The organism is Chloroflexota bacterium (genome assembly GCA_016219275.1).
Taxonomy (GTDB): Bacteria; Chloroflexota; Anaerolineae; order UBA4142; family UBA4142; genus JACRBM01.
In genome coordinates, this window is the sequence record JACRBM010000058.1 from 151532 (window position 1) to 167859 (window position 16328).

The 16328-nt window shown below is 58.6% G+C and carries 16 protein-coding genes; 9 read left to right on the top strand and 7 right to left on the bottom strand.

Features of this window, described 5'->3' with window-relative positions:
• Positions 1-32: 32 nt before the first annotated feature.
• The 6 genes from HY868_16380 to HY868_16405 all read right to left on the bottom strand — a co-directional run bounded on the left by HY868_16380 (position 33) and on the right by HY868_16405 (position 5491).
• On the bottom strand, positions 33-389 hold the full coding sequence (locus HY868_16380; GenBank protein MBI5303714.1) for a hypothetical protein: 357 nt from the start codon (positions 387-389) through the stop codon (positions 33-35).
• A complete protein-coding gene (locus HY868_16385; protein MBI5303715.1) occupies positions 377-544 on the bottom strand; it encodes a hypothetical protein in 168 nt (55 codons plus the stop codon). The genes HY868_16380 and HY868_16385 overlap by 13 nt, the downstream gene beginning before the upstream one ends.
• 167 nt (positions 545-711) lie before the next feature.
• On the bottom strand, positions 712-1977 hold the full coding sequence (locus tag HY868_16390) for an anaerobic glycerol-3-phosphate dehydrogenase subunit C (GenBank protein MBI5303716.1): 1266 nt from the start codon (positions 1975-1977) through the stop codon (positions 712-714).
• A 53-nt stretch (positions 1978-2030) separates the two neighbouring features.
• Positions 2031-3287, bottom strand: coding sequence for a glycerol-3-phosphate dehydrogenase subunit GlpB (glpB, locus tag HY868_16395; GenBank protein MBI5303717.1), 1257 nt, complete (start codon positions 3285-3287; stop codon positions 2031-2033).
• A complete protein-coding gene (glpA, locus tag HY868_16400) occupies positions 3280-4992 on the bottom strand; it encodes an anaerobic glycerol-3-phosphate dehydrogenase subunit A (protein MBI5303718.1) in 1713 nt (570 codons plus the stop codon). The genes glpB and glpA overlap by 8 nt, the downstream gene beginning before the upstream one ends.
• A gap of 55 nt (positions 4993-5047) precedes the next feature.
• Positions 5048-5491, bottom strand: a complete 444-nt coding sequence (locus HY868_16405; protein ID MBI5303719.1) for an acyl-CoA thioesterase — start codon at positions 5489-5491, stop codon at positions 5048-5050.
• Positions 5492-5750: 259 nt separating this feature from the next.
• On the opposite strand from HY868_16405, the gene HY868_16410 reads away from it, so the two are divergent.
• The 9 genes from HY868_16410 (at position 5751) to HY868_16450 (ending at position 15618) form a co-directional block, all read left to right on the top strand.
• Positions 5751-9530, top strand: a complete 3780-nt coding sequence (locus HY868_16410) for a tetratricopeptide repeat protein (protein ID MBI5303720.1) — start codon at positions 5751-5753, stop codon at positions 9528-9530.
• A 30-nt stretch (positions 9531-9560) separates the two neighbouring features.
• Positions 9561-10556: an undecaprenyl/decaprenyl-phosphate alpha-N-acetylglucosaminyl 1-phosphate transferase gene (locus HY868_16415; protein MBI5303721.1), complete on the top strand. Its 996-nt coding sequence runs from the start codon at positions 9561-9563 to the stop codon at positions 10554-10556.
• 43 nt (positions 10557-10599) lie between these two features.
• Complete coding sequence (locus HY868_16420) at positions 10600-11964, top strand: nucleotide sugar dehydrogenase (GenBank protein ID MBI5303722.1); 1365 nt, start codon at positions 10600-10602, stop codon at positions 11962-11964.
• On the top strand, positions 11957-12586 hold the full coding sequence (locus HY868_16425) for a guanylate kinase (protein ID MBI5303723.1): 630 nt from the start codon (positions 11957-11959) through the stop codon (positions 12584-12586). Before HY868_16420 ends, HY868_16425 begins: the two co-directional genes overlap by 8 nt.
• A gap of 156 nt (positions 12587-12742) precedes the next feature.
• Positions 12743-13498, top strand: coding sequence for a YebC/PmpR family DNA-binding transcriptional regulator (locus HY868_16430; GenBank protein MBI5303724.1), 756 nt, complete (start codon positions 12743-12745; stop codon positions 13496-13498).
• Between the two features lies 1 nt (position 13499).
• Positions 13500-13991 carry a crossover junction endodeoxyribonuclease RuvC gene (gene ruvC, locus HY868_16435; protein ID MBI5303725.1) on the top strand — a complete coding sequence of 164 codons (492 nt, stop codon included), beginning with the start codon at positions 13500-13502 and terminating at the stop codon, positions 13989-13991.
• Positions 13988-14566, top strand: a complete 579-nt coding sequence (ruvA, locus tag HY868_16440; protein MBI5303726.1) for a Holliday junction branch migration protein RuvA — start codon at positions 13988-13990, stop codon at positions 14564-14566. The genes ruvC and ruvA overlap by 4 nt, the downstream gene beginning before the upstream one ends.
• 3 nt (positions 14567-14569) lie before the next feature.
• On the top strand, positions 14570-15223 hold the full coding sequence (locus HY868_16445; GenBank protein ID MBI5303727.1) for a hypothetical protein: 654 nt from the start codon (positions 14570-14572) through the stop codon (positions 15221-15223).
• On the top strand, positions 15223-15618 hold the full coding sequence (locus HY868_16450; protein ID MBI5303728.1) for a hypothetical protein: 396 nt from the start codon (positions 15223-15225) through the stop codon (positions 15616-15618). Before HY868_16445 ends, HY868_16450 begins: the two co-directional genes overlap by 1 nt.
• A 39-nt stretch (positions 15619-15657) precedes the next feature.
• On the opposite strand, the gene HY868_16455 is transcribed toward HY868_16450, so the two are convergent.
• A complete protein-coding gene (locus HY868_16455) occupies positions 15658-16320 on the bottom strand; it encodes a hypothetical protein (GenBank protein MBI5303729.1) in 663 nt (220 codons plus the stop codon).
• Positions 16321-16328 lie beyond the last annotated feature (8 nt).

A 16328-nucleotide genomic window follows, 5' to 3' on the forward strand; every position in this document is an offset into this window, starting at 1 on the left:
GGTACCTCCGAGGGATCAGTTCGTTCGAATGATTATGCAACTTTGGTTTGTGGCTTGTAGAGCGCGCAGGAAAAACAATCTTCGCGCACTTTGTGTCCGTCGGCTTGCAGCGCGAGCCAGCAGGGCAGGTCGGGATGTTTCGTCGCCGCGCATTTCGCGCGGGTGGTCGAATCGCAGTGTTTGAAATCCCAGCAATGCAGACGGATCACTTTAGTTGGCGTGCGGCGTTCCATCTCATTTTTGCGCGTGCCGTTTTCTTCGGGTGGGCGCATTTTCTTTTCAAGCCAGCGCCCCACCAAAATGGTTAGCGCAATTGGGATGCCGAGTCGCAGCGCGAACATGCCAATCAAGCCGAGCCATTCGATAAAGGTTTCGATCATCGCTTCCATCCCACACCTCCATCGTTTGATCCTTGCGAAGGTTTGAGAACTTTCGCAAGGTTGAGTTTGCGCTCAACCAGCGCGCCGAGCGCGAGCATCGCGACGATGGGGAGAACTAGACGTGTGACAAACAACGTCGTGAGGAACAGGATTTCGCTTACCATTTTGTTCTCCTTTGGAATCGCTCTCTTCTGCCTCTGTTATACTTCTTTTTCCTATGCACCCGCCATTCGTAGAACACTTGATTTTTGCAACAAGAAAACACCCCATTCACGCGTGGGGTGTTTTGTGTATATCAGCACCGTTTTGGGAACGCTACGGTGAGCGTTCCCTACGGATTTTTCAACTGGCGTTTTTCCAAATCGAACAAACCGTACGCCGCTGCGAGAATTTCGACTGGCGCGCGTCCCTTTTTTTGCGTGCCATGTTGCAATTGCCAGCGGCAGATTTCGGAATCGGCGGTGACGAACGACGCGCCGGCTTGCGCGTCTACAAAACGAAACGCCTCTTGTCCAACCTTCATCGCGATATCGTACTTTTCCGCTTTGTACCCATACGTCCCGGCGAGTCCACAACATTTCGCGTCGCCCTCGCGCACGTCGAGACCTGGGATCAACGTCATCACGTCGAGTGACGGTCTGCCCATGCGATGCGCGCGCACTTGGCACGAGACGTGGTACGGCAGAACCATTTGCAAATCGCGAAACTCGGTGTCGAGTTCACCGCGGTCGTGCAGGTCGCGCAAAAATTCTGACATGTCCCAGACCGCGTTTTTGAAACGCTGTGTGTGGTCGTTTTCGAGGTCGAGCATTTCGGACGCTTCTTCGCGCAACACCAGAACGCAACTCGTGCTCGTGCCGACAATCGGATAGCCCTTGTCCGCGAACGGCAGAAGTTTGGTGAGATTGTTTTGGTACAGATTTTTCGCGGCGGGAAATTCGCCATTGTTCAGCATCGGCAAGCCGCAACAATTTTGCGGGGGCACGATCACTTCGAACCCGTTGCGTTCGAGCACCATCACCGCGGCTTGCCCGACGGCGGGTTCGTAATAATTCGTCGAGCAACCATGAAAGTACACGACCTTCTTGTCCGATTTCAATCGCGCGCTTTGTGTGCGCCGAAACCAGGTTGTGAAACTACCGCCGGTCGCCCAGTGCGGAATCGGCGCGTGGCGCGCGACGCCCATGATTTTTTCCGCCATAAACCGGCTGAACGGATTGTGAAATCCCAGGTTGGCGATCTGCGGCGCGAGGTTGCCGATGCGACCCAGGATTTCGTTGCGTCCGAAAAACCAGTTGCGGAGTGGGATGCCGCGCTCGGCGACGATCTGCGCTTTGGCGCGCGCGTTGATCTCGGCGATGCGAACACCGGTCGGACACACTTCGTTGCAGACGCGGCATGCGGAACAATAATCTACCGAGTGATCGGGCGAGTGCGTTTGGACGCTCGCGCGAAATCGTTGTGCTTGCGGACCCACGTACTTGGGTCCGGGAAATTTATCCGTGACTGCCGCGACCGGGCAGTACGATGTGCAGATGTTGCACTTGATACATTCGTCGAGCGTCGTGCTGACGGAATGCCAGGATTGGGTATGCATACAAGCTCCAAGTTTAAAATGAAAAGTTAAATGTGAATTGCGGCGGTCGGTGGTCAGCGGTCGGCGGTCGCTTTGCCGACTGCCGTGCCGGTCGCAATCGCAATGCCTTCGAGACTGCGTTCGCGGATCGCGTCGGCGTGCGCGAGAATGCCGCCCGCCGCGTACAGATTCTCAAACACGCGCGCGCCGTTTGCGTCCACCGGTTGAAAATCGCGATTGACGCGGACGCCGGTGCGAAAGACCGGATGTCCTTGCGAATCAATAAAGCGCGTGCGAAACCAATCGGTGCGCTGTGCAGGCGCGGCGAGCGGCAATCCGAAAACGACCTCCCAGGTTTTGCCGGTGTGATCGCTGTTGACGCCCCCGCCGAGAATCCCGCCGGTCGCGAGCACGAACACGTCGCCGCGATGTTTGAGCGGACGACCGCTCGTCTCGCTTTCGACGTACTGGATGCGCCCGTTCTCTGCGTGGAACGCGGTCACTTGCATATTCACATCCACGCGCACACCCAGCTTTTGCAAGTGCTGATTCAACGCGGTGTTCAGGCGAATGCCTGGCACGCTCGGCGGCAAGGTTGGAATCTCGAAAATGTCCGCGCCGGTCGCGTCTCGCAAATCTCCTATCACGTCGTCGTGTACGTTCATGCCGAGAATCGCCGGCAAGCCGATGCGTTCGCCTGCGCGGACAAGTTGTTTGAGCGCGCCACCCAGTTTCGCGCGCGTCGCCGTATCGTCGAGAGTGGATGCAAGTTGCACCGTGTTGCTGTCGTGCCGTGCGGTGATGGTGTCGAGCGGTAGAAACGCCGCGCGCGCGGCGTGTCCTTGCTTACTCAAATTCTCCGCGATCAGTTCCGGATAAAAATCGCGCATCCCGCGCAAGCCGACGATGAGCATTGGTTGTTGGCGACTCAAATCGCCGGTGAGCTGCGCGCGCGGAGCGATGAATGCCGGACGCGCCGCGCCAACCGGCGAAGGCAACCACAAATTTTTCGTCGCGTTGCCTTCGTACGGCAAACCGATCTCGCGCGTGAGCGCGGCGAATTGCGCGAACGCGTCGGCAATCGCGCGGCGGTCAATCAGTGCGTACGGATGATTCGGTTCGGCGTGCGTCAACGCGTCGAGTGAATCGAATACGTTTTGCGCCGGTGATTTTTCGTCGGGATAATAACCGAGTGCGTCAATCGTTCCCGCGCTCCAATGTGTTGCGCCCCAGCCCTTGGCGACGATCTTGACGCGCGCGCCATTTTTCGCGGCGTGATACGCGGTGACGAGTCCCGCGAGTCCTGCGCCGATGATGACGACCTCAGTCATGTTTCACCTCGGCTGCGCCGGTCTGCGTGTAAAAATCGCTCATTGGACTAGATAGATTTTCGTCCGGCAAATGGTCCGCGTTCATCAGCGCGAGATAGATCAACTCATCCAAGCGTTCTTGCTTCAACTGGCGTCCCCACAAAATCGGCGTGAGACCTTTCCAGCGTTCCTGGAGAAAATCGCGGAGCAAAAGATTGGGATTGGAGGTTGGAGGTTGGAGGTTGGAATTTGGAGATTGATTGCGCGAAGGTGATTGCAAATTCGCGACGTTCCAAACGTTTGCTTGTTCACTATTGACTGTTAACTGTTGACTGTTGACTGTCAACTCGTGGACAATCCCCGCCGCGCGGTACGTGCAGAATCCGCCCTGGCACGGACCCATGCCTAGTCGTAGATCGCGCCGCAAGTCGTCGAGCGTGAATGTCGGATTGTTGCGCGCGGCATTTTCGAGCATCGCGCGTGTGACGAGTTCGCATTCGCACACGAGTTCACTTTGCAAATGGTTCTCTTCAACTTCGGCGAGGCGATGACCGAGCCAATAGTGCCCGTGTTCCGCGCCGGGCACCGGCGTCGTCGCGGTGATGCACGGCTTGCGCGTGCCGAGTTGCTCGCACACCTTGTTCAGCGTGATTTCCGCCATCAAGCGGAACGTCGTCCACTTGCCTCCGATGATCGTGAGCAGACCAGACATCCCATCGCGCGCTTGGTGATCGAGCAGAGTCAAGCCGCGCGTCGCGTCGCGGCTCGCGCCGGTGAAATGTTCTTGGTAGAGTGGACGCACGCCCGCCCACGCGCGCACGACGCGCGCGCGGCTGATCCCAGGAATCAGTTTGTCGCCTTCATTCAACAACAGTTCGACTTCCCAGGGTTCGATGCTCAAATTTTCCGGATGCGGCACGCGTTCGTCGGTCGTGCCGATCACCGCGACGGTGTGAATCGGCACGATGATGTCGCCGTCGTCCGGCATCTTGCAGCGATTGAGGACGGTGTTGATGAGCCGATGATTCATCGCGAGCATCACGCCCTTGCCGGGAATCACGTCCACGCGCAGTCCCGCCGTCTGCGCGATCAAGCCCGCCCACGCACCGGACGCGTTGAGCGTCATCGCCGCGCGAATCTCGACGTCCTCGTCGTGCATCACATCGCGCACACGCGCGCCGACGACGCGATTTGTTTCGACGAGCAGTTGTAAAACTTCGTGGTACGTGAGGATGCGCGCGCCGGCTTGTTGCGCGGCTTGCGCGGTCGAGTGTGTCGCTTGAAAACTATCTGCCGAACCATCGGGCACCTGGAAAACTCGACTTGCGCGCGGATTCATCAGCGGCTCGCGTTTGCGCGCGGCGTCCACCGAAATTTCTTCGCACGGCACGCCGGTTTGTTGACACGCCGCGACGAACTTGTCCGGGTACTCTCCTTCGTCCGCCGGTGTCACGACGAAAAATCCGCTCGTGTCTTCGATGCAGTGCGCGTGCGTTTTTCGCAAGGTACGATTTTCTTGAATGCACTCGACCGCGCTCTGCGGGTCTTTGACGACGTAGCGACCGCCGCTGTGGAGCAAGCCGTGATAGCGTCCGGTGGTGCCGTGCGTCAGGTCGCGTTTCTCGACGAGGACGACGCGAAAGCCGCGCAACGCCGCGTCCCACGCGATGCCCGTCCCGGTCGCGCCGCCGCCAATGACGAGAATGTCTGTCTCTAGACGTTTCATTTTTTGATTTCCTTTGTGCAGACCTGCGAGGTCTGCAAGACCTCGCAGGTCTCGTTCATGCACTCCCGCTGACCGTTGCTTCCAAGTCGTGGATGCGTTGTTTCAAATCATCGGGCAACCGGGTTTTTTTCTTTTCGCGATAATTATACGCGACGATGACGCCTTCGCCCTCCGCCGCGATGCGGTGTGCCTGGTGGCTCACGATGCAATGCTCCATCACAAAACGATCTTCTTCGATGTGGGTGATGCGTGTGCCAACCGAAACGATATCGGGATAGGTCAGCGGCATTTTGAACTTGCATTGCACCGAACCCAGGATCGGTCCGACGTTCGATTGCGCGTTCACGCCAAAGAATCCCAGTTTTTGAAAATACGCGATGCGCGCGCTTTCAAAGTAGCGAAGATAAATAGTGTTATTCACGTGACCCAGCGCGTCCATGTCGCCCCACGCCACGGGAATTTCAATCACGACCGGATATTTCGCTAGCAACTTGTTCATTTGAGTTTCCTTGCATGGGAATTTGCGCGTGATTATACCGCGAGTGATGTGAAAACCCAAGATGGATTCCAACCCCCTCCCTCACCCTCCCCCGTCAAAGACAGGGGAGGGAATTTGAAAAGCCATGAATGCAAATCCACATAACTTGTCGCCGCGCGATGATTATGCTACAATGGCGCCATCGCTCCGAAGAGTTACATCGGACCGAGACATGCTCTACTCACTTTTGTGCGCTCCCATTTAAGGTAAAGTATACCCAATGCTTACACGCCTCTCCAACTTTTGCGACAAACTGCTCGAAGCCGGCTGGCTCGCCGCGCTCATCGTCGCGCCGATTTATTTTGACATCTACTCCAGTCGCGTGTTCGAGCCGGACAAGGCGGGGCTGGTCCGTTCACTCGCACTCATCATGGTTGCCGCGTGGGTGATCAAGCGCGTCGAGACCGGTTTTCTGCGCGCGCCGCTGCGCGCGAGTATCCTCGAATGGACGCGCGAAAATCCGCTCTTGTTGCCGACGCTGGCGGTGGTCATCGTCTATCTCATTTCGACGCTGTTCTCTGTCGCGCCGAGTGTGAGTTTCTGGGGTTCGTATCAACGCTTGCAGGGCGCGTACTCGATGTTCTCGTACATCGTGATTTTCCTGATGACGGTCACATCGCTCCGCACGCGCGCGCAATTGGACCGCGCACTCAACGTCGTCGTTCTGACCAGTTTCCCGGTCGCGTTCTACGGTTTGCTCCAACACTTTGAAATGGATCCGTTGCCCTGGGGCGGCGATACCACCGTCCGCATCGCGGCGAATATGGGCAACTCGATTTTCGTCGCGGCGTACTTGATCATGGCGGTGCCGCTCGCGCTCGCGCGTTGGATGCAATCGCTCGCGCGGGTCAGCGCGGATACCTTGCCACGCGTGCCCATTGTCGCGGCAGCGGCGCTCGCGCTCGCGGCGTTGATGACGTTGTGGCTGTTTAATTTTATGGCGGGCACGATATTCGCGATTGCCCTACTCGTCGTCGCGTTGATCGTCGCGTGGCTTACGCGAACACCGCTGCGCGATTGGCTCGTGCTCGCCTCGTTTACGTTGATTCTCGCGGCGCAAGCGGTCGCGATTTTCTTTAGCCAAAGCCGCGGACCCTGGCTGGGTTTGGCGGGCGGTCTGTTTGCGTTCATCGTGATCTACGCGCTCGCGCGCGGCGCGCGCAAGGTGATGCTCGGCGCGATTGGCATGGCGATCTTGGCGGTCGCGTTTCTCGTCCTCTTCAATTTGCCGAATACGCCGCTCGCGCCGCTCAAGCAAGTGCCGTACCTGGGTCGCCTGGGACAGGTCTTTGATGCCGAACCTGGTTCGACTGGACGCGTCCGCGAGTTGATCTGGGAAGGCGCGTTGCAACTCGTTGTCCCGCACGCGCCACTCTGGTCGCCGCTGTCTGGCGACGACGCGATCAACGTGATTCGTCCGCTCGTCGGGTATGGTCCCGAAGCGATGTACGTCGCGTTCAATCCGTTCTATCCGCCGGAACTGGGACGCACCGAAGCGCGCAATGCGTCGCCCGACCGTTCGCACAATGAAACCTTCGACGCGCTCGTGACGACCGGCTTGTTGGGATTCGGCGCGTACATTCTCTTGTTCATTTCGGTTTTTTACTTTGGGCTCAAGTGGCTGGGATTTATTCAATCGTCCGATCAGCGCAACGCGTTCGTCGCGCTGTGGCTCATCGGTGGGTCTCTCGCCGCGCTCGTCGTCGGCGCGTGGCGCGGCTGGAATTACATCGGCGTTGCCTTACCCGCCGGGATGGTTGTCGGGTTGCTCGTGTTTCTCGTCCTCGACGCGTTGCGTGCGCGCGATTTCGCGCGGATCGAAGGCGAACGCGCGTTGTTGCTCTCCGCACTGCTCGCCGCGCTCATCGCGCACTTTTTTGAAATTCACTTTGGAATCGCAATCGTCGCGACGCGCACCTACTTTTGGTTCTACGCCGCGTTGCTCGTGCTCATTGGCATGAATCGCCTGAGCGACGAGACGCGCCCAAGCCCCGCGCCGGAATCGGCGCGCGTCGAGCCGGAAGAGTCGCCGAAGGATGCGCGTCGTCGCAAACGGCGTTCCACTGCGCGACCGGTCGAGCCAGCGCGCCGCGAGGCGGAGATGTCGCCCGCGCCAGTGCTGGGTTGGACGGCGGCGGCGACACTCGTAATGTTGACGCTCGCGTTTTGCTTTGTGACGAATCAAGCTGGCTCGCCGAGCGCGTTCGGCGCATTGGAGCGCGCCTTGCTTTACAAAGGTACAGAGCAAACATTCGGGGTATTGTTGTTGTTTTTGCTGACCTGGATCATCCTGGGTATCGTCGGCTTGAGCGCGGAAATGCCGCGTAGCGGCGTCACGCGCGACGCGTGGACACTTTCGATTGCGTTGTACGCGGTGCTCTCGTTTACCGCGTGGGTGTGGTACGTGTTGTTGCAACTGCGTTGGCTCACGCAACCGGGCGATCAGACCGAGATGTTTATCAACGCCCTGGGTCTGTACTATATCGCGTTCCTGCTCGCGGTCGGCGTCCTGGGATTTGCGCTCGCGGCATCCGCGCGCGGCGAGGCAGTCGCGCGCTTTCAGCCGGCGAATATGGTCGCCACGCCGTTGCTGATTCTCGTGGTCGGCGGATTGATCTACACGACGAATTTTGCCGGCGTGCAGGCGGACATTTATTACAAAGCCGGCACGAACTATGACGCGGCGGGCGCGTGGGATCGCAGCATCACCGCGTACCAACGCGCGTTCGATCTGCAGCCGACCCAGGATTTCTACGCGCTGTTCCTGGGGCGCGCGTATCTCGAAGGCGCGCGCGCGATCAACGACTCGGCGCAACGCACATCACTGCTGACCGCGAGTCAACGCACGCTCGAACTCGCGCGCCAGATGAATCCGCTCAACACCGATCACTCGGCGAATCTCGCGCGCTTGTTCCGCTTGACCACGACGTTGACGGAGGCGCCGGCGGAAAAAACCGCGCGCATCCAAAAATCCATCGGCTATTACGGCGATGCCACGCGCTTGTCGCCGAACGCGGCGCATCTGCGGAACGAGTGGGCGCTCACGTACATGCTCGCGAACGATTTGCCCAAGATGCGCGAGCAACTCGATATTTCACTCTCGCTCGACACGACGTTCGCGCAAACGTATCTGTACTGGGGCGAGTACTATCGCATCACGGGCGATTTGAACAAGGCGATTGATTTCTACTTGCAGGCGCTCGCGCGTGATGTAACGGCTTTGTCCGATCCAACCGGCGCGCCGTTGCCCGATCCGTTCACCGTCCTCGCGCGACCCGAGTTCATGTCGCGCACCGTCGAGGCGTACCGCGCCGTGCTCGCCAAGAGTCCGAACCTCGCCGCGCGACTCGTGCTCGCCGAGTTGTACGAAGGAAACGGGCAACTCGACCGCGCGCGCCAAGAGTTGGAGCAAGCCGTCCAGACCGCGCCGAACGAAATCAACGCGCATCTCGCCTTGGTAAATTTCCTATCGCAAAACGGACAGATCGAACCGGCGGTGAAGGCGATGCAACGCATGATGGAATTGTACGCGCCGAGCAATCCGGACTATGCGCGCCTACAAGAATTTTTGCGGCAGTTGCAAAATCTCCAGACCGCGATTCAGAACGCGCAAAAAGCGCCGAACGACCCCAAGCCGCATCGCGATCTCGCGGCGATGTGGCGCGCGCGCGGTCAGCCGCAGTTTGCCGTGCCCGAGTACGCCATCGTCGCGCGTCTCGCGCCGACCGAGTACGACGCGCAGAAAAACCTGGCGCTGTTGAATTTGCAGTTAGGTAAGATGGATGACGCGCAGAGCGCGCTCGTCGCCGCCGTGGCGCTCGCGCCGGAAAACGAAAAATCGTTTTGGCAGAACGCGCAAGCCGTGCTCAACGCGCACAAGGCGCGTCAATTCGACGAGGCGATGCGCGCCGCGCAAGCCGCCGTGGCGCTCGCGCCGGAGAATGATCGTCCGGCATTGCAGGCGTACATCCAGTTGTTAAAAGATCAAGCGAAAAAATAGCGACGACCCGTCGTCATCCCAATCCGAACCATGACGAACTTGCTTTTGATATTTGCCACCGCGCTCGTTTTTGCGATTGCCGCGACGCCCATCGCGCGGCAGATCGCGTTGCGTGTCGGCATCATCAACGCGCCAAAAGCGAACCGCTTTTCGACCAAGCGCATTCCGATGCTGGGTGGCATCGCGATGTACGCCGCGTTCATTCTCGCGGTGATATTGTTCGCCGACCGGTTTTACATTTCGCAAATGATCGGCATTCTCGTCGGCGCAACCTGGGTGTCGTTGCTCGGCGTGTGGGATGATCGCGCGACGCTCCATCCGTTCGTCAAGCTGATCGGACAAATTCTCGGCGCGCTCATTTTGGTGATGACCGGGTTGACCGTCGAGTTCCTGCATCAACCGGTGTTGAACGCGGCGGTCACGGTACTCTGGGTCGTGGGCATCACGAACGCGATCAATTTTCTGGACAATATGGATGGTCTATCGAGCGGCGTGGCGGCAATCGCGGCGCTTTTTTTTCTGCTCCTTGCCGCGTGGAATGGACAAATCCTGGTCGGGAGTCTCGCCGCCGCGTTGCTCGGCGCGTCGCTCGGTTTCTTGCTGTACAATTTCAATCCCGCCTCCATTTTCATGGGCGATGCGGGATCGTTGTTCATCGGCTTTGTGCTCGCGGCAGTTGGCATCAAGTTACGTTTTCCAAACAATGTAGACCTCGTGACCTGGATGGTGCCGGTGTTTGTGCTCGGTTTGCCGATTTTCGACACGACGCTCATCACCTTATCGCGGATGCGGCGACGCGTGCCGTTCTACGTCGGTGGTAAAGATCACTTGTCGCATCGGCTTGTCAAGCTGGGTCTGACGACGCGGCGTGCGGTGCTGACGTGTTACGCGCTGGCGGCGATCCTGGGTTTGCTCGCGCTGTTCGTTTCACAAGCCGATGTGATGCAGGCGTACATCGTCGCGGCGCTGGTCGCGCTTATCGCGCTGGTCGCATTGTGGCGGCTCGAACGCTCCTTGGTCGTTTGACCCACACGTTGCACTATTGCTTATTCCTATCTATGTGGAGGCGATGTTGAATCTCAAAACAAAAATCGGTAAACGTCAAGCGCACGTCGCGGTGATTGGGTTGGGTTATGTGGGTTTGCCGCTCGCGGTTCAATTCGCGCGCGAAGGTTTTCCGGTGGTGGGGGTAGATATTGACGCGCGCAAAATCGCGAGTCTGGCAAAGGGGGTGAGTTACATTCCCGATGTGCCGACCGATGACTTGTTGCGCGTGATCGCGAAAAAGAAATTTGCCGCGACCACTGATTACGCTTTGTTGAGCGATGCGGACGTGATTTTTATTTGTGTGCCCACGCCGTTCGACAAGATGAAAGCGCCCGATCTCAAACCAGTGATTGCGGCGACCGAAGGCATCGCGCCGCGCTTGCAACGCGGGCAACTGGTGATCTTGCAGAGCACGACGTACCCTGGGACAACGGAAGAAGTCTGCTTGCCGATTCTCGAAACGAGTGGACTCAAAGCCGGTGTGGATTTTCATCTCGCCTTTTCGCCGGAGCGGATTGATCCCGGCGCGACGAATAGCGCGGGTTGGAACGTCAAGAACACGCCCAAGGTGCTCGGCGGTCTCACGCCGCGCTGCACCGAGTTAGCGAAGGCGTTGCTCGTGCATCTCACGCCGGCGGTACACGTCGTTTCGTCGCCGCGCGCGGCGGAGATGAGCAAACTGCTCGAAAATATTTTTCGGTCGGTCAACATCGCGCTCGTCAACGAGCTGGCGCACTTGAGCGAGCGGATGGATATTGATATCTGGGAAGTGATTGACGCGGCGAAGACGAAACCGTTTGGGTTTATGCCGTTCTATCCGGGAGCTGGAGTGGGTGGCCACTGCATTCCGGTTGACCCGTACTATCTTTCGTGGAAGGCGCGCGAGTACGATTTCTTTACGCGTTTTATCGAACTGGCGGCGGACATTAACGCGGGGATGCCGTACCACGTTGTGAAACTTGTGAGCGACGCGTTGAGTGATCGCGGCAAGACGTTGCATGGCGCGAACGTGCTCGTGCTCGGCGTCGCGTTCAAATCGAACGTGGACGACGCGCGCAACTCGCCAGCCGAACGCGTCATCGAGATTTTGCTCGAACGCGGCGCCAAGGTGAACTATCACGATCCGTATGTTCCAGAGTTTCATGTCGGCGACGATGTGTTTTATCGCGAACGCGTGACCTTGCGCTCGGCGCCGCTGACGCGTCAGACGCTGCGCGCGAGTGATGTTGTCGTCATCGTCACCGCGCATCGCGATGTAAACTACCAACTCGTCGTGACGCACGCGCCAGTGCTCGTGGATTCGGCGAACATTACAAAGAACCTGGGTCACGCGGAAAAAATCACGCGGCTGGGCGCGCCGCCGCGAAGGAAAGCAAGTCATGTCTGATTCTGAAACATTGACGATCCCATCCTTGCAGCAACCGGCGTTGTTGATCGTCGTGTCGGGTCCATCGGGGGTCGGCAAAGACGCGGCGCTGAAACGAATGCGCGAGCTGAACTATCCGTTTCACTTTCTCGTCACGTGCACCACGCGACCCAAACGCGAGAACGAAGTGGACGGCACGGACTATCACTTTATCACGAAAGAACAATTCGCCGAGATGCGCGCGCGCGATGAGTTTCTCGAACACGCGGTCGTGTACGGGCACGAGTACGGCAATTCCAAGCAAGAAGTGCGCGCGGCGCTCACGCGCGGCGAGGACGTGATCATGCGAATTGACGTGCAGGGCGCGTCCACGGTGCGTAAGATCGTGCCCGATGCCGTGTTCATTTTCCTACTGCCGCCTTCGATGCAAGTGTTGGAACGGCGCCTGCGTTCGCGGCGCACCGAGCCAGAAGAGTACTTGCAGATTCGTCTGCACGCCGCGCGACTCGAAATGAACGAAGTAGACAAGTTCGACTATGCGATTGTGAACGAAGACGACGCGCTCGATGAAACGGCGGATGCGATTCAAGGCATCATCGAAGCGGAAAAACTTCGCGTCAAACCGCGGCAAGTGAATTTATGATTTTCGATTTAGAATTTCAAAAACCCAAATCCAAACGATCAGACGGACGCGTGGCACGATGCGCCAGTTGATATGGATGTTGAACGCGTACTATTTTTGAATTTCAAAATCGCGTGGTATAATGCGATTGAACTCGTCAATGATGGGAGGACGTCAATGTCTGGACATTCTAAATGGGCGCAGATCAAACGGAAAAAGGGCGTCGCCGACGTCAAGAAAGGCGCGATCTTTACCCGGCTTGGACGCGAAATTTCGCTCGCCGCGCGTGAAGGCGGTGGCGACCCCAACGCGAATTTTACGTTACGTCTCGCGGTGGACAAGGCGCGCGCATCGAACATGCCGAAGGAAAACATCGAGCGCGCGATCAAGCGCGGCACCGGCGAGTTAGCGGAAGGCGGACAACTCGAAGACGTGATGTACGAAGGGTACGGACCCGGCGGCGCGGCATTGCTCGTGCAAATCCTGACCGACAATCGCAATCGCGCGGCATCCGAAGTGCGACACTTGTTCACGCGCGGCGGCGGCAACCTCGCGACGGCGAACGCAGTGGCGTGGATGTTCGAGAAACGGGGCGTCATCACGCTCGAACATATCAAGAACCCGGACGACCTCGCGCTCGAATTGATTGATGCGGGCGCGGAGGATTACAAAGCCGACGGCGGCACGCTGGATTTGTTCTGCGCGCCGGAGAATTTGAAAACGCTGCGCGACGAACTCAACAAACGCAAGATCCCGATCACCTCGGCGGAACTCGCGTGGATCGCCAAGAACCCGGCGACGGTGACGGACGAGCAAGCCGTCTCGACGATGAAATTGATGGAAGCGCTCGAAGAACACGACGACGTCCAAAAAGTGTTTTCGAACCTCGACATCTCCGATGCGATTATGGCGAAATTCGAGTCCGCCAAATAAAATGATCATCTTGGGAGTAGACCCAGGAACGGCGATCACCGGCTATGGTCTGATTGCCAGTGACGGCGATGAACTCCACCTGATCGCGTACGGCGCGATTACGACGCCCGCCGATTGGCACATGCCGCGGCGTTTGCAACACATCTATCGCGAACTCACCACGCTCATCGCCAAGCATCAGCCGACGGACGCCGTTGTCGAAAAATTATTTTTCAGTAAGAATGTACGCACCGCGCTGTCTGTCGGTCAGGCACGCGGTGTCGCTTTGCTTGCCGCCGCGCAAGCGAACATCATGCCGCACGAGTACACGCCGCTCGAAATCAAACAAGCGGTCGTCGGTTACGGGCGCGCGGACAAAGCCCAAGTCCAGCAAATGGTGCGGTTGCTGTTGCAACTCGATCACGTGCCCCAGCCGGACGATGCGGCGGACGCGCTCGCGGTCGCGATTTGTCACGCGCATCGCGCGCGCTTTGAAAGGTTGACCCAGGAATGATTGCAACGATTCACGGCAAGTTACAATCGCGCACCAACGATTCGTTCGTGGTGAACGTCGGCGGCATCGGTCTGCGCGTGCGCGTGACGAGCGGCACGGCGGCAAACCTGGGCGCGCTCGGCAGCGATGTGATGTTGTTCACGCACTTGCGCGTGCGCGAGGACGAACTTTCGCTGTACGGATTTGCGACCGAAGACGAACTGGGGTTGTTCGAAACCCTGCTCACCGTCAGTGGCATCGGTCCCAAAGTGGCGATGGGCATTCTCTCCGCCGCGTCCACCGACACACTACGGATGGCAATCGCGCAAGGCAACGTGGATGTGCTGACGTCCTTTCCGGGCATTGGCAAGAAAACCGCGCAGAGATTGGTGCTTGAACTCAAGGGTAAGGTGAACGTGAGCGGCTTGGGCGAGGTGAGCGAATTGACGCCGCTCGATGAAGACGTGCTCAACGCGTTGATCAACCTGGGTTACAGCGCGGCGGAAGCGGCGCGCGCCGCGCGCGCCGTGCCCGCGTCCGCCAAGACGCTCGAAGACCGCTTGCGTGTTGCGTTGCAGTACCTGGGCGGAGGATAGCCGATGCAAAAACTCCAACAATCGTCCAACCAAAACCTGGGACGTGGTTGTTTGCTCGTGTTCGCGATTTTCTGGACGCTCATTTCGTGTGTCATCGGCGCGATGTCGGCAGGCGGCGCGATCCTGGCATGGAGCGTGTCCGAACGCAGCGGCTTTGAATGGTTCATGTTGTTTCCGGTCATTTTCAGTTTGCCATTCATCGGCGTCGGTATCTTTTTGCTCACGGTTGCTTTGCGTCCATTCATCGCGGGCACGCGGTTGGAAAAAGCGGAGATCACGGTCTCGACGACGACCCCGCGTATCGGAGACGAAGTGACCCTGACGTACTCCCAAGTTTTCAAACGCGCGACGGAGGTTGAGAGCATTCAATTCAAGTGGCTCTTGCGCGAAACGGCGCGCTATCGCCGCGGCACGAATACCTACACGGTGACGCACGATAAGGTTGCGCAAGAATTTTCGTATCCCGCGCGGCGCTACGAAGCGAGCGAACGCTTGAACGTACGCCGCGACTTGGTCGTGCCCGACGATGCGATGCACACGTTCCTCGCGACGAACAACAAATTGCAATGGTTCATCCAAGCCACCATCAAGATGAAGGGTTGGCTCGACTATGTCGAAGAGTACGAAATGACGGTGATGCCGGAAGTGAGGCAGTGATGGCGAACGCGGAATTTCAAATCACTCTGCGCGAGGGCGAACCGGCGGGCGCGTTGATGCAGTACGCGCCGAACGGCGTGATTCGCGGCGAGGTGCGCTTGACGACCGATGGCGCGGTCAACTGTCGCGGCGCGTACTTGCGTTTGATGTGGCACACCGAAGGACGCGGCGACCGCGACGAAGAGAAACTGGGAGAGATTGTCCTATCGCCCGGCGCGCTACCGGCGAACGCAAACATTCAACGCGCGTTCGAGTTTACGTTGCCGATCGCGCCGTGGAGTTATGCGGGACAGTATATCAACATCGTTTGGGAAATCGTCGGCGTGGTGGATTTACCGCTGGCGAAGGATATTGTCGCGCGCGAGCCGTTCATCGTCGCGCCGCGTCGCACGTAGCGCAAATTGGAAATTTGCACTGGCAAGTTGGAAACTTGCCTACAGAATCGCGCGTAATCGTTCGGCAGTGATCGGCTCGGCGCGTTCCAGGCGTTGAAACACGTCGTACAGGAAATGATCGAGCGCGCGCAAATCGCCGCCAAAACGCTGGCTTAAAAACTGAATTGCGTCGGGTGTGAACGTAATCGCGCGTGACTCGCCGCGCGCGAAATAGTCGAGGCGCGTTTGCAAGATCGCGGCGAGGTGCGCGGCGGTTGCCGGTTCGAGGCGTAGCGCGGTGAGCGGCAAGCCGTGCCGCGCAAACTCGCGAGTGAAATCGGTATGCGTGCCGAGCACGAGCCGCGTGTGTGATGCGGCACCGAGCAAGCGGTTGCGCTCGCGCGAGCCGAGCCGTTGCGCTTCGTCGAGCAAGAACACGTCGAGCGAGTCGGCGTCGGTTGTAAAACGCGATTGCCCTTCGGCGCGGTACTCGTACGCGACGCGCTTGCCGGCGCGTTTGAATCGCGCCGCGAGCGCGAGGAGCATCGTCGTTTTGCCAAACCCGCGCGCGCCGAGGATTTGTACATGCGCGTTATCGCGCTCAATCGTCGCGATGAACGCATCCGGCAAAACCGCGATGTCCGCCCACTCGTCGTCGGTGAGCGCGCGAAACGGATTGCACTGCAAGCCCAGCGCGTGAAATGGAAAATAGCGGTTCGACATCGCGGGAT

Coding starts and splice junctions, on each gene's coding strand:
- HY868_16380 (MBI5303714.1), bottom strand. CDS start 389: ATGGAAGCGATGATCGAAACCTTTATCGAATGGCTCGGCTTGATTGGC.
- HY868_16385 (MBI5303715.1), bottom strand. CDS start 544: ATGGTAAGCGAAATCCTGTTCCTCACGACGTTGTTTGTCACACGTCTA.
- HY868_16390 (MBI5303716.1), bottom strand. CDS start 1,977: ATGCATACCCAATCCTGGCATTCCGTCAGCACGACGCTCGACGAATGT.
- glpB (MBI5303717.1), bottom strand. CDS start 3,287: ATGACTGAGGTCGTCATCATCGGCGCAGGACTCGCGGGACTCGTCACC.
- glpA (MBI5303718.1), bottom strand. CDS start 4,992: ATGAAACGTCTAGAGACAGACATTCTCGTCATTGGCGGCGGCGCGACC.
- HY868_16405 (MBI5303719.1), bottom strand. CDS start 5,491: ATGAACAAGTTGCTAGCGAAATATCCGGTCGTGATTGAAATTCCCGTG.
- HY868_16410 (MBI5303720.1), top strand. CDS start 5,751: ATGCTTACACGCCTCTCCAACTTTTGCGACAAACTGCTCGAAGCCGGC.
- HY868_16415 (MBI5303721.1), top strand. CDS start 9,561: ATGACGAACTTGCTTTTGATATTTGCCACCGCGCTCGTTTTTGCGATT.
- HY868_16420 (MBI5303722.1), top strand. CDS start 10,600: ATGTTGAATCTCAAAACAAAAATCGGTAAACGTCAAGCGCACGTCGCG.
- HY868_16425 (MBI5303723.1), top strand. CDS start 11,957: ATGTCTGATTCTGAAACATTGACGATCCCATCCTTGCAGCAACCGGCG.
- HY868_16430 (MBI5303724.1), top strand. CDS start 12,743: ATGTCTGGACATTCTAAATGGGCGCAGATCAAACGGAAAAAGGGCGTC.
- ruvC (MBI5303725.1), top strand. CDS start 13,500: ATGATCATCTTGGGAGTAGACCCAGGAACGGCGATCACCGGCTATGGT.
- ruvA (MBI5303726.1), top strand. CDS start 13,988: ATGATTGCAACGATTCACGGCAAGTTACAATCGCGCACCAACGATTCG.
- HY868_16445 (MBI5303727.1), top strand. CDS start 14,570: ATGCAAAAACTCCAACAATCGTCCAACCAAAACCTGGGACGTGGTTGT.
- HY868_16450 (MBI5303728.1), top strand. CDS start 15,223: ATGGCGAACGCGGAATTTCAAATCACTCTGCGCGAGGGCGAACCGGCG.
- HY868_16455 (MBI5303729.1), bottom strand. CDS start 16,320: ATGTCGAACCGCTATTTTCCATTTCACGCGCTGGGCTTGCAGTGCAAT.